Below are 13,657 nucleotides of genomic sequence, written 5' to 3'. Positions count from 1 at the left end.
GCGACGGACCAATTTACCAGATCGCGCGGTGCCCCGCCACAAGTCTGTCGGCTGCTCGATGCCAGCTCACCGCCGTCGCGCGCTGGATGCGCCGATCGCGCTAGGTCCTAACCCGCGACGAAGCCGCGCTTTTTCAGGAGCGCCTCGGTGGTCGGCATGCGGCCGCGAAAAGCGGTGTAGAGCTCGGCCGCATCGCGCGAATTGCCGGCCGAGTAAATATGCGTCAGCAGCTTGTCCGCAGTGGCGCGATCGAACGGGTCGCCCGTCTCGCCGAACGCCTCGAAGGCATCCGCGTCGAGCACTTCCGACCACATGTAGGAGTAATAGCCCGCCGAATAGCCGTCGCCGGAGAAGATGTGGGCGAAATGCGGCGAGCGGTGGCGCATGACGATCGCGCGCGGCATGCCGAGGGCCTCCAGCATGGCCCGCTCGGCCTCCAGCGGCTTGTCCGGAACGGTTTCGGCCTCGTGCAGACCGAGATCGATCAGGGCCGAGGCGGTGTATTCGACCGTGTCGAAGCCGGCATCGAAGGTCCGCGCGGCGGTAAGCTTGTCGAGCAGCACCTTGGGTAACGTTTCCCCGGTTTCGGCGTGGCGGGCGTGTTTCTCCAGCACTTCGGGAACGGTCAGCCAGTGTTCGTAGAGCTGCGACGGCAGCTCGACGAAGTCGCGGGCGACGGCGGTTCCGGCCAGTGATGGCCAGGTCACGTCCGAGAGCAGGCCATGCAGGGCGTGGCCGAATTCGTGGAACAGGGTGCGGGCGTCGTCGAGCGACAGCAGCGCTGGCTCGCCCTGGTTCGGCTTGGCGAAATTGCAGACATTGTAGATGATCGGCGTCTGGCCGCCATCGAGCTTGTGCTGGCCGCGCAAGGCGCTCATCCAGGCCCCGGAGCGCTTGGAGGCGCGCGCGAAATAATCGCCGAGAAAAAGCCCGCGCTCACGGCCGGTCCGGTCGCGGACGGCCCAGGCCTTCACGTCCGGGTGCCAGGCCCGGGCGTCGGGCGCCGGCTCGAAGGTCAGGCCGAACAGCCGGCCGGCGACGTCGAAGGCGGCGTCGATCATGCGGTCGAGCTGGAAATACGGCTTCAGTTCCGCCTCATCGAGATCGAAGGCGGCGCGGCGGCGCTTCTCGGCATAATAGCGCCAATCCCAGGGCTCCAGCGCGTGGTTGTCGCCAGTCGCCGCCGCGAGGGCGCGGAGCGCTTCGGCGTCGTCCGCCGCCCGCGCCTTGGCATGGCCCCAGACCTCTTCGAGCAGAGCGCGGACGGCACCCGGCGTCTTGGCCATCTGGTCGTCGAGCTTGTAGGCGGCGTAGCTTTGATATCCGAGCAGCTTCGCCTTTTCGCCGCGAAGCCGCAGGATGTCGGCCATGATCTGCCGGTTGTCGGATGGCCCGTCATTCTCGCCGCGGCTGGTCCAGGCGCGGAACGCGGTCTCGCGCAGATCGCGCCGGTTGGAATAGGTCAGGAACGGCACGACAAGGGAGCGCGACAGGGTCAGCCCGTAGCCGTCGATACGACGCTCCGCCGCGACCCCGTCCATGGACGAGACGAGGAAATCCGGCAAGCCGGAGAGGTCGTGCTGGGCCAGCGGCAGCAGCCAGTCGCGCTCGTCGGCCAGGATGTTCTGGGAAAAGCGCGTGCCGAGCGAGGCCAGTTCAGCGTCGATCTCGGCCAGCCTTTCGCGGTCGGCCCCCTGAAGATTCGCGCCGCCACGAACAAATCCGCTGTGAACACGCTTTAACAGCCGCGCATCTTCCGGTGCGAGACGCGACATTTCGACGCTGTTTTGGGCGACGGCATCGACCCGCGCGAAGAGTCCGGCATTCAGCGCGATCGCCGAGGCATGGCGGGAAAGCGCCGGGGAAATCTCGCGCTCGGCCGCCTGCAACTCCGCGTTGGTATGAGCTCCCGCGAGTGCGAAAAAGGTCCGAGCCACGGCGTCGAGACGTCTGCCGGAGCCCTCCATCGCGGCCAAGGTGTTGATAAAGCTAGGCGCGACGGGGTTTTCGGCTATCGCGGCAATTTCGGCGAGGTGCTCCGCCATCGCCGCGCGAAACGCGTCGGGGAAACCGGAAGGGTCGATTGTGCCGAAGTCGAGACGCCCAGACGGTAAATTAAACGTGAAGGCTGCATCCTGCGAGGCAGTGATTCCGCGATCGGGCATGAGAAAACCTTGTTGTATTGAGGCGATGCTCGACGGAACAGTTCGGCCTTTTGGTCGAAAGCCTTATAGACGTACCGCTTCGGCAGGCAGATAATGCAAAAATGGGGTTGTGCCGGTCCTGACGTAACGTTTCCGGTAGGCTCACATCGACAAGACGACTGAAACGGGACCTTTGCTATCATGTCACAACTACTACCAGGAAATGCACTCGGCTTCGTCGTGGTCGACATCGCCCGGCTTTATCGACAAGCCTTCGAAAAGGCTGTCGAGGAAGCCGGCTTAGCACTGACGCCCGGGGAAATTCGGGCGCTTGCCTATGTGGCACGTTACGAGGGGTCCCGCCAAGCGGTGCTGGCCGAGCGCATGGGCGTCGAGCCGATGACCCTGTCGGCCTATCTCGACCGACTGGAAATACGCGGGCTGATCACCCGCACCGTCGATCCGACCGATCGGCGCGCCAAGGTGATCGCGCCGACAAAGGCTGCCGAGCAGGTGTTCGAGGAGGCTCGACCGGTGGCGCTCGCGGTTTACGAACGCACGGTGACCGGCCTCAGTGAGGATGAGCGCAAGTTCCTCGATTCCGCGCTGCAGATGATGCGGGCCAATCTGACCAACGATCCGCAGGTTCTGGGCGAGATGCCGGCCGAGCAGCCGCTGCGCGGCGCCGCATAGACCGCACAAACTGGCGGGTTTTCCCGGCTGCCGGATTGGGATAGGGCACGAGGGGACGCGGAACGGTCGCTTTGGCGCGGCCGTGCGTCGCCGTTTGAGCCTCCAATAACGGATCGCCCCGCTTGACCGTCTCTTCCGCCCGCTCGCCGCTGATGTCCGAGCGGCGGACCAGCCTCGTCGGCGGCTGCCTGGTCGCGATCGGGCCTATCTCGCTGGCGCTGTATACGCCGGCGATGCCGACCTTGGTCGCCGAATTCGGCACGACCGACTCGCTGATCAAACTGACGCTCGCCGTCTATTTCGCCGGTTTCGTCCTCACCCAGCTGGTCTGTGGGCCGGTCTCGGACGCATTCGGCCGCCGGATCACCACACTCGGCTTCATCGCGGTCTATCTGGCCGGATCGACTCTTGCGATCGCCGCGGCCAATGTCGAGACGCTGCTGGCCGCGCGCCTCCTGCAGGGGATCGGCGCCTCCGTCGGGGTCGCGACATCGCGCGCCATCGTCCGCGATCAGTTCACCGGCGAAACCTCGTCGCGGATCATGAACACGATCGGCATCATCCTCGCCATCGGCCCCGCGGTCTCGCCGACGATCGGTGGCCTCCTGCTCGCTCTCGCCGGCTGGCGGGCGATCTTCGTCGGCATGTTGGTCTGCGGCCTCGCCGTCGTCGCGGTGACGCTCGGCTTCATGCGCGAAACCGTAATACCCGACCGGTCGCGTATTCGCCCGCGCGCGATCGCTCGTTCCTACGGCCAACTCGTCACCAACCGGCACTTCATGGCTACCAGCCTGACCGTCGCCGGCTCGGTCGGCGCGCTCTATACGCTGGCGACCGTGCTGCCCTTTGTGCTCATCGACCGTGCCGGCCTGACGCCGACCCAATTCGGCATCGGCATGCTCGCTCAGTCGGGCCTGTTCTTTTCCGGTGCGCTCGCCGTGCGCTTTTTGATGCCGCGCACCGGCGCCCATCGGCTCGTGCCGGTCGGACTCGGCTTCATCGCCGCCGGGAGCCTCAGTCTCGCCGTCTCGATCGCGGTGCAGCCGGTCTCCTATTTCTCGATCATGGGGCCGGTCGGCCTTTATGCCTTCGGCATCGCCTTCGTCATGCCGGCGATGACAACGGCGTCGCTGGCGCCGTTTCCGCATATGGCGGGCGCCGCCGCGGCGATGACCGGGTTCATTCAAATGGGCGCCGGCCTTGTCGGCGGGGTCATCGCGGCACTGATCGGCGAACCGGTGCTGGCGACACAAATCGTCGTGCCTGGCCTCGGGGTCATCGCGATCGGCGCCTATGCGGTCTATCGCGCCCATCCGCATGTCGTCGAACCGGAGCCCCGGCCAAGGGTGCCGGCCCCGTCGCTGCCCCGCGGCGCGCGGGAGTGAAGGGACGCGCGCCGCGGCTCAGAACGGGCCGGCTTCGGTGTGCGTGACCGGCTTCGGCCGGTCGACGCCGCCGGCCTTCGCGAGCATCAGATATTCGGCGATGTTTTCCTGGGTGATGTAGGCGATGAATCGTCCAGCCTGATCAATGACGCCGATGACACCGGCGCCGCGTTCCCGCATCGTCTTCAAGGCGAATGACAGCGCCGCGTGCTCGCGCACCAGCGGCACGTCCTTGATCATGACCTCCATGACCGGCGTCTCCCGTCCCGATCGGGCCAGTGCTGCGATCAGCGCCTTCTGGGTCAGCACACCGCGCAGCTTTCCGCCGCCGTCGACCACCGGAAACTCGTGCTGGGTGGTGCGGATCAGCGCCTCGGCGGCGTCGGCGAGACTCGCCGTCGGGCCGAGACTCTCAAATTTGGTGATCATCACCTCATGCGCCGAGACTGAGCGCGCCGCGTCGTCGACGCCGACCTGATAGCTCTCGCTGGCGGCCGCCACATAGACGAAGACGGCGATGAAGACGAGGAAGACGTTGCCGGTCGACAGCCCCCAGAACCCAAAGCCGAAGGCGAGGAACTGGCCGGCGCGGGCGGCGTATCGCGTCGCCGTCGGGCGGTCGAATTTGAGCGCCAGCAGGGCGCGCAGCACGCGACCGCCGTCCATCGGGAAGGCCGGGATCAGGTTGAACAGGACGAGAAAGACGTTGATCGTCGCGATCCGCGCCAGAAAACCCGCATTGGGGCTTCCGAGCGCCGCAAGGCTTTCAGGGTCGAAGTTGGCGCCGAGAAAGACGATCAGCACCGACGCGATGACGACGTTGACGGCGGGGCCGGCAAGCGCGACGACGATCTCCTCCCGCGGCCGTTCCGGCATCCGCTCGAGCCGCGCGATCCCGCCGATCGGCAACAGCGTGATGTCCGGCGTCTTGATGCCGTAGCGCCGCGCGGCGAGGGCATGGCCGAATTCATGGGCGACGACGCAGGCGAAGATCGCGATGATGAAGGCGAGGCTGGCGATGGCGGCGGCGGCACCGCCCCGCTGGTAGGCTGCGACGCCAATCCAGGCCAGCAGCATCAGGAAGGTGATGTGGATCCGAATCTCGGATCCGAACAGCCGGCCCAGGGTGAGGGACCAGGACATTCGCGGCTCTCCATTTCAGCGTCGACCGGCGAGGCGGCGGCGTGCGAACAGGATATGCGCCGACCAGCGTCGCCCATCATATGGGACTTTGGAGCCGGCGAAACACCGGCTGTTGCGTTCGATATAGGCGCAGAGCGCGTCAGAAGATGCCGGGGATAATCCGCGCCGTCCGCGCCTTGTAGGCGCGATAGGCGCCGCCGAAGGTCTCTTCCATCATCCGCTCCTCCGGGCCGATCCGCGCGGCGAAGAGGATGCCGAAGCCGATAAGGCCGGCGGGCCCGGCGATCCAGTTGGGAACGAGCAGGGCCTGTGCCAGCGCCATCGCCCAGAAGGCGCTGTACATCGGATGGCGCAACCGCCTGTAGATGCCGGAGGTGACCAGTTCGTGCTTTTCGCGGATGTCGAGCGAGACCGACCACATCTTGCCCAGCGCCTTGTGGGTTTTGCGGAACAGGACCAGCGCCAGCGCCATTGCGGCGACGCCGAGCGCGATCCGCCCCCACGACGGGTCGGCGCGGGCGACCTCCGGCCAGCCGGTGGCGACATTGATCGCGGGCAGGATGCCGAGCCCGGTCAGCGAGATCGCCATGCGCAGGGACTCGGCCGGGCCGCGGCGCGTGCGCTCGACCCGCCGCCGCTTGGCGCGGCGCTCGAACGGATAGCGGATGACGTACCAACCGACGACCATCAGCACCCAGGCGATCGAACCGGCCAAAGCGGGGCTCATTGAGCGGCTCCCTCGCACGCGGCGGGCGCAAGCGGCGGGACGTCGACGGTTCTGGTCTCGGCGAAGTCGGCGAGGGGGCGGGGCCCAAGCAGCAGCATGTGAAAGGAATAGGGGCAGCGGCGCTCGACCGCGAGCACGAACTGCCGATGCAGGCGAAAGAAGTCGCGCTTGATGCGCCGGTAGGTCCCGGGCGAGACGAGCCGCTTGAAGTGGACGCGCACGACGACCGGGATGCGCCCCTCGCGAATGCCGAGCGACGTGGCCGGGTTCGAATTGTAGAAATTGATCGGGTCCGACAGGCCCTGGCAATCGGTCCAGGCGATGCGGTGGTCGGCAACGAGCCGTCGCACGGCCGCGCGTTGCGTCTTGGCGGCCGGATGCAGCGTCGTCTTCATCAAGCTGGAGCCGACGGTGAGGATATGCCAGCGCAGGTCGGTCTTCAGATCGCCCGACAACGCCCGGTCCAGGGCGAGGACCGCGAAGCTGGCGCCGAGGCTGTGGGCGGCGACGACGATCTCGCCCGCGTCGCTCGCTGCCGCCCGTGCGGCGATTTCCTCGGCCTGTCGTGCGATCCGCGCCGACAGGGCGGGGTTGCGCTCGCGGCAAAGGTCGCGGGCCAAGGCCCAATCGTCCAGGGCGGTCAGAAGATGCCATCGCCGCTCCGCGAGAAAGAGCAGCGCCAGCGCGGCCAACAAACCCAGGACGAAACCGGTCGCGGAGCCGGCAAGTCCCGGCAACAGGGCTGTCAGCGCGGCATGGACTGCCCAACCTATCCAGATGGCCGCCGTCATGACGGCAATCGGAAAGGCGAAGAAGAAGGCGTAGCGCCAGCTCACCTGGCAATAGCGGAAGACCGTACCGGTCACGAGGAAGTCGGCCAACGCCAGCAATCCGCTGGACAATCGCTCGATTGCCGGGCGTGCGGCGTAGGCGAGAATGAGATCGCCCCAGTCGCAGAAGACCAGTTCGGTTTCCGTGCGCCAGCCGGAGCCCGAAAGGTCTGCCCGCAGCGACGGAAACAGTGTGGGCGCACCCGGAGCGCCGTCCAGCCGCAGATCGGCCTGCCATACGGCCGCCGAGCGTTCGGCCGCCCGCCAAAACCGTTCCATATGAGCCGGGGCCAGCATCGGCTCGAAACCGGGGAACACGAACACGAGCCGCTTCTCGATCATGCCTTCTCCACAATCCTCCCGATATACCGTCGGGCGGGAGGGTCTGCCTTGTTCGCGACCGCTGGGACGTCAAGATCACGGGCGCGTGTATCGCCTAGCCCAGTGACGCCGAATTGAGAAGGGAATGTCGGTCATCGGGCGGAGGATTTGCGTCAGGCGTTGCGGCCATGCGCCACGCGCGGGCGAAGTGGCCGGATTGTGGAGCCTGTTCCTACTCGGCGGCGTCGCGGGTGTTGGCGATCTCGCGCATCGCTTCTGCCGCGATCTCGAAGGAGCGTTTGCGCGCCGCATGATCGTGGATCTGGCCGGTGAGGATCACCTCGTCGGGGGCATAGGTTTCGACGAAGCGCGCCAGTTCATGACGGACGGTCTCCGGCGAGCCGGTCGCCGCGACGGAAAGGGCTTCGTCGACCATCGCCTTGGCCGCCGGGGCGACGCGCTCCGCGAAGTCCTCGACCGGGCGCGGCAGGGGTCCGGGCTCACCGGTGCGCAGATTGACGAAGGCCTGTTGCATCGATGATTTCAACACGCGGCCTTCCTCGTCGCTCGCGGCGGCGAAGACATTGATCGCCAGCATGAAATGCGGCTTCGGCCAACGCGCCGACGGGCGATAGGTCTGGCGATAGACCTCGACGGCCTGATCCAGCGCGCCCGGCGCGAAATGCGAGGCGAAGGCGTAAGGCAGGCCGAGATGCGCGGCGAGCTGGGCCCCATACAGGCTGGAGCCGAGAATCCAGACCGGAACGTGGGTTCCCGTGCCCGGCACCGCCCGGATTTTCTGGTTCGGCTCAGCCTCCTCGAAATAGGCCATCAGCTCCATGACGTCCTGGGGGAAATTATCGGAATTGTCGAGGCTGCGGCGCAGCGCCCGCGCGGTCGGCTGGTCGGTCCCCGGCGCGCGGCCGAGGCCGAGATCGACCCGGCCCGGATAAAGCGTCGCCAGCGTGCCGAACTGCTCGGCGATGACCAGCGGCGCGTGGTTCGGCAGCATGACGCCACCGGCGCCGATCCGGATGGTCGTCGTCTGGCTTGCGACATGGCCGAGCGCGACGGCGGTCGCGGCGCTGGCGATGCCGGTCATGTTGTGGTGCTCGGCCATCCAGAAGCGCAGATAGCCGAGGGATTCGGCGTGTCGGGCGAGGTCGGCGGAGTTTGCCAGCGCTTCGGCGGCTGTGGAGCCCTCCGGGATCGGCGACAGGTCGAGAACGGAATAGGGGATCATGGCGGGCCCTTGTCTATGGTGGACCCCGATATGGACGCCGCGCTCTATGACATCAATGAAACGCTGCGTTCTCCGCGCCGCGCCTACCGCCCCGCGCGTTTGGCCAGCGTCCTGAGCCGCAGGGCGTTCAGGCGAATGAAGCCGGCCGCGTCCTTCTGGTCGTAGGCGCCGTGGTCGTCCTCGAAGGTGACGAGTTCGTCGGAATAGAGCGATTGCGGCGAGGTCCGGCCGATGACGATGACGTTGCCCTTGTAGAGCTTCAGCCGCACCGTTCCCTCGACGTGTTCCTGGCTGCGGTCGATCGCCGCCTGCAGCATCTCGCGCTCGGGAGAGAACCAGAAGCCGTTATAGATCAGTTCGGCATAGCGCGGCATCAGCTCGTCCTTCAGATGCGCCGCGCCGCGATCGAGGGTGATCGATTCGATCGCCCGGTGGGCGGCGAGAAGGATGGTGCCGCCAGGGGTCTCGTAGATGCCGCGGCTCTTCATGCCGACGAAGCGGTTCTCGACCAGATCGAGGCGGCCGATGCCGTTGTCGCGGCCGAGGTCGTTGAGCGCGGCGAGCAACTCATGTGGCTTCAGCGTCTTGCCGTCGATCGAGACGGGATCGCCCTTGGCGAAGCAGATTTCGATCGTCGTCGCCTTGTCCGGCGCTTCCTCCGGGCTGACCGAGCGCTGGAAGACGTAGTGCGGCGGCTCTTCCGCGGGGTCCTCCAGCACCTTGCCCTCGGAGGAGGAGTGCAGGAGGTTGGCGTCGACCGAGAAGGGTGCCTCGCCGCGTTTGTCCTTGGACACGACGATCTGGTTCTTTTCGGCGAAGTCGATCAGATCGGTACGCGACTTGAACTCCCATTCGCGCCAGGGGGCGATGACCTTGATGTCCGGGTCGAGGGCGTAGGCGGCCAACTCGAACCGCACCTGGTCGTTGCCCTTGCCGGTGGCGCCGTGGGCGATGGCGTCGGCACCGGTCTCGCGCGCGATCTCGACGAGGCGCTTGGAGATCAGCGGCCGTGCGATCGAGGTGCCGAGCAGATAGGTGCCCTCATAGACGGCGTTGGCGCGGAACATCGGAAAGACGAAGTCGCGGCAGAACTCCTCGCGCACATCCTCGATGTAGATTTCCTTGATGCCGAGCATTTCCGCCTTGCGGCGGGCCGGCTCGAGTTCCTCGCCCTGGCCGAGATCGGCGGTGAAGGTGACGACCTCCGCGCCGTATTCGGTCTGTAGCCATTTCAGGATGATCGAGGTGTCGAGGCCGCCGGAATAGGCGAGGACGACTTTCTTGACGTCGCGGTTGAGAGGCATGATCGTATCGGGGCTTTCGATTGGCGGTCTGGAAGCCGCCTGTATAGCAAGCGTCGCGGCATTGGAAGGATGCCACCCCAGAAGCCAGTGCCGGCGGAGGGCAGGCAGCCGCCGTGAGTTGTGGGGGGGGGGCAAGCTCGGCATCGTGGCGGATGCTCTACCCTCTGCCCGAAGCGTCAATCCACGAAAAAATCGTCGACAGCCTTCCCCGCGCGTTGGAGTGAAATCAGGTATGTCTCGACATTTTCCGGCCGGTAAGGTCGGGGAAGGAAGTCTGATTCGCGCTTGTTGCCACGCCTTAGGTCAACGGAGCGGTGGACCCGCTCGGTGGGGTCCTCCCCGAGCACGCGTGTGTGCTGCGGGAACAGTTTCCAGTGCTTTTTGCGCGAGTCCTCCATGAATCCCCAGGCGCCATCGCGCAGCCTCTCCACTTTCCGTTGTAGATAGTCTTCGTCGAATGAAAGGAATGGCCGCGCCTGGCCGGCCATCCACAGGAAGGCCAGATCAGATAGGACGCGATCGGGGTAGCCTCCGCCGACATTCGAGTGAACGCCGGAAAACCAGACCTGCCAGACAGTCTGGTCCGGAGCGAGCAGAGAGCCTTTTTCAGGGGTGAACGTCTTCCACCGTGTGGGACGGAACGGTCCCCGCCGCTCGTCGACGGCCATGGCATGGCAAGCGTGCTTGACTTTCGCGTTCAGCTCGACGTCGTGAAAGTCGTACCAGGATTTGCCTATCCACCGGAACGCGCCGACCGGGATACCCAGCGTTCCGACCGTATCCCACACACCCAGAAAATCGATGTCGGGGTGGGCTTCGACCTTGATCTTGTTCGCTTCCAGTTCATCATCCGTCCCCTTCCGATACAGTTCGTATAGGATGTTGAGCTTGTCGAGATCGCCTTTTCTGAGGAGGCCGAATTTTCCGATCAATCCGGCTAGGCTGCGGACCGTGAACGCCCCGCGGGAAAAACCGAACATGACGATCTTGTCGCCGTGTTCGTAGTTCCGAACTAGGAATTGATAGGCTTGCTGTACATTCCTGTTTAGGCCCAAACCCACCGTTCCGCCCAGGAAGCGATCCATGAAATGGCCAGTGCCGACACCTTCGTCATAGTAGACCACCTGCGGTCTTCCCCCCTCTCCGAACGGCGAGACGGCTCGCGACATCTTGACCACGTTCGTCGGTCCGCCACCTTGGTCGGGGTGATTCCACGTGCCGTCGCAGCACACAACCAGCGTCTTCATGATGACCACCTACCCATTAGTGAAGAAAGAAGTGTAGATTGCAAAAACGCTCTGATGCAAAGGATTTCTCTACGGCATATTTCAATCAAAATAGAGATATGGAGGGCAACTCCGAATTTTTGCGAGTTCAATATTTGCGAATAAGAGCGATGTCACTCGACGAGGCGCCATGACCTTCCTCCCCGACCTTCCGACGCTTCTGGCCTTCACGCTGGCGGCTTTCGTACTGACCATCACGCCGGGGCCGGACATGACGCTGTTTTTAGGCCGGACGCTGTCCGAGGGCCGGGCGGCGGGCTTTGCCGCCATGCTGGGCGCGGCCTCTGGCATTGTCGTGCATACCAGTCTGGCCGCCTTCGGTATTTCCGCCCTGATCGCCGCCTCGCCGCAGGCGTTTTTCGCGCTGAAGATCGTGGGCGCCGGCTATCTTGTCTATCTGGCGGTGCAGGCGATCCGCGGCGGCTCGACCTTCAAGCTCGAAGGCAAGGCGGCGGGGCGGTCGCACAGCCTCCTCTCGAACTGGCTGACCGGGCTCGGCATCAATTTGCTCAACCCGAAGATCGTCTTGTTTTTCGTGACCTTCCTGCCGCAGTTCGTCTCGGCGCGGGACGCCGACGTCACCGGTAAGCTGTTCTTCCTCGGCATGTTCTTCATCGCTCTGGCGGTGCCGATGAGCGTCGCGATGATTCTCGCCGCCGACCGCTTCGCCGCCGCGCTGAAGCGGCGCCCGAAGGTGATGCGGGCGATCGACTGGCTGTTCGCCAGCGTGTTCTCGGCCTTCGCGGTGCGGATTCTCCTGACGCAGGGTCGCTGACATGGCGTCGCACCCGACATCGCTCGGCTTCGCGCAATCCTGGCAGTTCTGGGCGGTGCTGGCCGCCATGTTCGCTGCTGCCACGGCGATTCTGGCGAAGATCGGCGTCGAGGGGATCAACTCCGATCTCGCGACCTTCCTGCGGACGGTGGTCGTCGTGGTGCTACTGGCGGCGATCGTGAGCCTGACCGGACAATGGCAGCCACCCGCCGAGTTGTCCCGTCGCAGCCTCGTCTTTCTCGCCTTGTCGGGACTGGCGACTGTGGCGCGTCGTGGCTGTGCTATTTCCGGGCGCTGAAGCTCGGACCCGCCTCGGCCGTCGCGCCCGTCGACAAGCTGAGCGTCGTCCTCATCATGGGTGGGGCGGTGCTGGTCGCCTGGCGCTGATCGCCCTCAGGCGTAGGCGTAGGGGCCGCCGCGCTTGAGGCCGCGTCGATAGGCTGGTCGGTCGTGGATACGCAGCAGGAAGTCGCGCAGCTTCGGGCGGTCGTCGTAGCCGAAGCGGTGGGCGGCCGCCTCGACCGGAAAGCTCATCATGATGTCGGCGATGGAAAGCTCCGGCCCGGCGAACCAGCCACTGTCGCCGATCGCCTTCTCCCAATGGTCGAGATGCAGCGCGATCTGTGGCCGCACCAGCATCGCGTCGACCTTGGCCAACGAGGTCTTCAGGATCGGCCTGATGAAGAACGGTGCCCGTTCCGGGATCATCTGCAGAATGAGGATCAGGAACAGCGGCGGCATCGCCGAGCCTTCGGCGTAATGCAGGAAATGGCGGGCGTTCCAGTAATCGTCCGTTCCCTCCGCCGGCATCAGCCGTCCATTGCCATATCGCGCCAGGATATATTCGACGATGGCGCCGGTCTCCGCGATCGTCCGGCCGTCCTCGGTCAGTACCGGCGACTTGCCGAGCGGGTGTATCTGCTTGAGCTCTTTCGGCGCCTGCATATCCTTTTGGTGCGCTCGTAACGCTTCACCTCATAGGCGACGCCGAGCTCCTCAAGCAGCCAAAGCACGCGCTGCGAACGGGAATTGTTGAGATGATGGATGGTGATCATAGGGCCAACCTGCTGCAATACGTGCTAGGCGCAAGACGCGGAGGCCGTGCCCTGTGGAGAACTAAAGCCCGGCCGATTTCCGCAACGCGGCGTTGATGCGCTCCTGCCAACCCGGACCGTCCTCCTGGAAATGCGCCAGCACGTCGCGGTCGATGCGCAGGGACACCATCTCCCGGCCTGTCGGGATGGCGGAGAGGGATTCCTTCATTCGCTCCGGCGTCGTCGTGGCGGATTTGAAGGCCGCCTCGGCGGCGTCCCGGGGATTGGTCGGGCGTCGGGCCATGAAATCTTATCCTTTGATTGTCGGTTCTGCGGCCGGCGTCGTCCGCCCGGAGCCGCGGCGCCATCGCCCCGCGCTGCGTCCGGCGACGATCCAGTAGATCAGCGTGAACGATAGCGCCGCGACGACGATCGCGGTTTGGACGCTCGCATGCGGCAAATTATCCCCGTAGGCGGTAACGAGGATCGCGCCCGCACCAATAAGGCCGGCGGCAAGATGCAGGAGTATTGACGAAAGCCCGAAGAGTTCGCTTGCCACCATGAACAACGCCCACGGCAGCAGGATCACCGAGCCGATATGCGCCGATTGGGCGAGGAAGGCGATGACCGTGTGGAACAGGAAGATCGGGTCGCTCGCTTCCATGCCGGCGGGAACGTTCAGGAACGGCCACAGCATCGCGAAGGCCGCCGTCATGCAAGCCGCGACGAAGCCGAAGGGAATCACGAACAGAAAGCGGAGAACGGCGGTCAT

At 65.3% G+C, this 13,657-nt stretch carries 12 protein-coding genes and 2 pseudogenes; 4 read left to right on the top strand and 10 right to left on the bottom strand.

Annotated features, from left to right (window positions below; genetic code table 11):
- Nucleotides 1-107 precede the first annotated feature (107 nt).
- Nucleotides 108-2,165, bottom strand: a complete 2,058-nt coding sequence (locus VQ044_RS04115) for a M3 family metallopeptidase (RefSeq protein WP_327645416.1) — start codon at nt 2,163-2,165, stop codon at nt 108-110.
- Between the two features lie 180 nt (nt 2,166-2,345).
- On the opposite strand from VQ044_RS04115, the gene VQ044_RS04110 reads away from it, so the two are divergent.
- Together VQ044_RS04110 and VQ044_RS04105 are read left to right on the top strand one after the other, a co-directional pair.
- A complete protein-coding gene (locus VQ044_RS04110; RefSeq protein WP_327622767.1) occupies nt 2,346-2,837 on the top strand; it encodes a MarR family winged helix-turn-helix transcriptional regulator in 492 nt (163 codons plus the stop codon).
- Between the two features lie 122 nt (nt 2,838-2,959).
- On the top strand, nt 2,960-4,222 hold the full coding sequence (locus VQ044_RS04105) for a multidrug effflux MFS transporter (protein ID WP_327645414.1): 1,263 nt from the start codon (nt 2,960-2,962) through the stop codon (nt 4,220-4,222).
- A gap of 18 nt (nt 4,223-4,240) precedes the next feature.
- On the opposite strand, the gene VQ044_RS04100 is transcribed toward VQ044_RS04105, so the two are convergent.
- The 6 genes from VQ044_RS04100 to VQ044_RS04075 all read right to left on the bottom strand — a co-directional run bounded on the left by VQ044_RS04100 (nt 4,241) and on the right by VQ044_RS04075 (nt 11,037).
- Complete coding sequence (locus tag VQ044_RS04100) at nt 4,241-5,365, bottom strand: site-2 protease family protein (RefSeq protein ID WP_327645412.1); 1,125 nt, start codon at nt 5,363-5,365, stop codon at nt 4,241-4,243.
- A gap of 139 nt (nt 5,366-5,504) precedes the next feature.
- On the bottom strand, nt 5,505-6,092 hold the full coding sequence (locus tag VQ044_RS04095; protein ID WP_327645410.1) for a protein-S-isoprenylcysteine O-methyltransferase: 588 nt from the start codon (nt 6,090-6,092) through the stop codon (nt 5,505-5,507).
- Nucleotides 6,089-7,264, bottom strand: coding sequence for a hypothetical protein (locus VQ044_RS04090; protein ID WP_327645408.1), 1,176 nt, complete (start codon nt 7,262-7,264; stop codon nt 6,089-6,091). Before VQ044_RS04090 ends, VQ044_RS04095 begins: the two co-directional genes overlap by 4 nt.
- A 211-nt stretch (nt 7,265-7,475) precedes the next feature.
- Nucleotides 7,476-8,486, bottom strand: a complete 1,011-nt coding sequence (locus VQ044_RS04085) for an LLM class flavin-dependent oxidoreductase (RefSeq protein ID WP_327645407.1) — start codon at nt 8,484-8,486, stop codon at nt 7,476-7,478.
- A gap of 83 nt (nt 8,487-8,569) precedes the next feature.
- On the bottom strand, nt 8,570-9,790 hold the full coding sequence (locus VQ044_RS04080) for an argininosuccinate synthase (protein ID WP_327645405.1): 1,221 nt from the start codon (nt 9,788-9,790) through the stop codon (nt 8,570-8,572).
- Nucleotides 9,791-9,966: 176 nt separating this feature from the next.
- The gene (locus VQ044_RS04075) at nt 9,967-11,037 is read right to left on the bottom strand and encodes a DUF2235 domain-containing protein (RefSeq protein ID WP_327645404.1); all 1,071 of its coding nucleotides are present in this window, start codon (nt 11,035-11,037) and stop codon (nt 9,967-9,969) included.
- A gap of 169 nt (nt 11,038-11,206) precedes the next feature.
- Between VQ044_RS04075 and VQ044_RS04070 the strand changes: the two genes are divergently transcribed.
- Both VQ044_RS04070 and VQ044_RS04065 read left to right on the top strand, forming a co-directional pair.
- Entirely contained in the window at nt 11,207-11,851 is a 645-nt protein-coding gene (locus VQ044_RS04070) for a LysE family translocator (protein WP_327645403.1), read from the top strand.
- A gap of 1 nt (nt 11,852) precedes the next feature.
- A pseudogene (locus tag VQ044_RS04065) lies at nt 11,853-12,205 on the top strand (EamA family transporter); the annotation flags it as partial.
- 39 nt (nt 12,206-12,244) lie between these two features.
- Here the strand turns inward: VQ044_RS04065 and VQ044_RS04060 are convergent.
- From VQ044_RS04060 to VQ044_RS04050, 3 genes and pseudogenes are all read right to left on the bottom strand, one after another.
- Nucleotides 12,245-12,906: pseudogene (locus VQ044_RS04060) on the bottom strand (glutathione S-transferase family protein).
- Nucleotides 12,907-12,967: 61 nt separating this feature from the next.
- Nucleotides 12,968-13,189, bottom strand: coding sequence for a BrnA antitoxin family protein (locus tag VQ044_RS04055; RefSeq protein ID WP_327622758.1), 222 nt, complete (start codon nt 13,187-13,189; stop codon nt 12,968-12,970).
- A gap of 6 nt (nt 13,190-13,195) precedes the next feature.
- Nucleotides 13,196-13,657, bottom strand: a complete 462-nt coding sequence (locus tag VQ044_RS04050; protein WP_327645401.1) for a hypothetical protein — start codon at nt 13,655-13,657, stop codon at nt 13,196-13,198.

The organism is Aurantimonas sp. C2-5-R2 (assembly GCF_036549495.1).
Taxonomy (GTDB): domain Bacteria; phylum Pseudomonadota; class Alphaproteobacteria; order Rhizobiales; family Rhizobiaceae; genus Aurantimonas; species Aurantimonas coralicida_A.
The sequence above is the reverse complement of the archived record's forward strand: the minus strand, read 5'-3'. Positions and strand labels throughout refer to the sequence as shown.

Excerpts from the sequence above, each read along its gene's own strand:
- VQ044_RS04115 (WP_327645416.1), bottom strand. The coding sequence starts at position 2,165 with ATGCCCGATCGCGGAATCACTGCCTCGCAGGATGCAGCCTTCACGTTT.
- VQ044_RS04110 (WP_327622767.1), top strand. The coding sequence starts at position 2,346 with ATGTCACAACTACTACCAGGAAATGCACTCGGCTTCGTCGTGGTCGAC.
- VQ044_RS04100 (WP_327645412.1), bottom strand. The coding sequence starts at position 5,365 with ATGTCCTGGTCCCTCACCCTGGGCCGGCTGTTCGGATCCGAGATTCGG.
- VQ044_RS04095 (WP_327645410.1), bottom strand. The coding sequence starts at position 6,092 with ATGAGCCCCGCTTTGGCCGGTTCGATCGCCTGGGTGCTGATGGTCGTC.
- VQ044_RS04090 (WP_327645408.1), bottom strand. The coding sequence starts at position 7,264 with ATGATCGAGAAGCGGCTCGTGTTCGTGTTCCCCGGTTTCGAGCCGATG.
- VQ044_RS04085 (WP_327645407.1), bottom strand. The coding sequence starts at position 8,486 with ATGATCCCCTATTCCGTTCTCGACCTGTCGCCGATCCCGGAGGGCTCC.
- VQ044_RS04080 (WP_327645405.1), bottom strand. The coding sequence starts at position 9,790 with ATGCCTCTCAACCGCGACGTCAAGAAAGTCGTCCTCGCCTATTCCGGC.
- VQ044_RS04075 (WP_327645404.1), bottom strand. The coding sequence starts at position 11,037 with ATGAAGACGCTGGTTGTGTGCTGCGACGGCACGTGGAATCACCCCGAC.
- VQ044_RS04070 (WP_327645403.1), top strand. The coding sequence starts at position 11,207 with ATGACCTTCCTCCCCGACCTTCCGACGCTTCTGGCCTTCACGCTGGCG.
- VQ044_RS04055 (WP_327622758.1), bottom strand. The coding sequence starts at position 13,189 with ATGGCCCGACGCCCGACCAATCCCCGGGACGCCGCCGAGGCGGCCTTC.
- VQ044_RS04050 (WP_327645401.1), bottom strand. The coding sequence starts at position 13,657 with ATGACCGCCGTTCTCCGCTTTCTGTTCGTGATTCCCTTCGGCTTCGTC.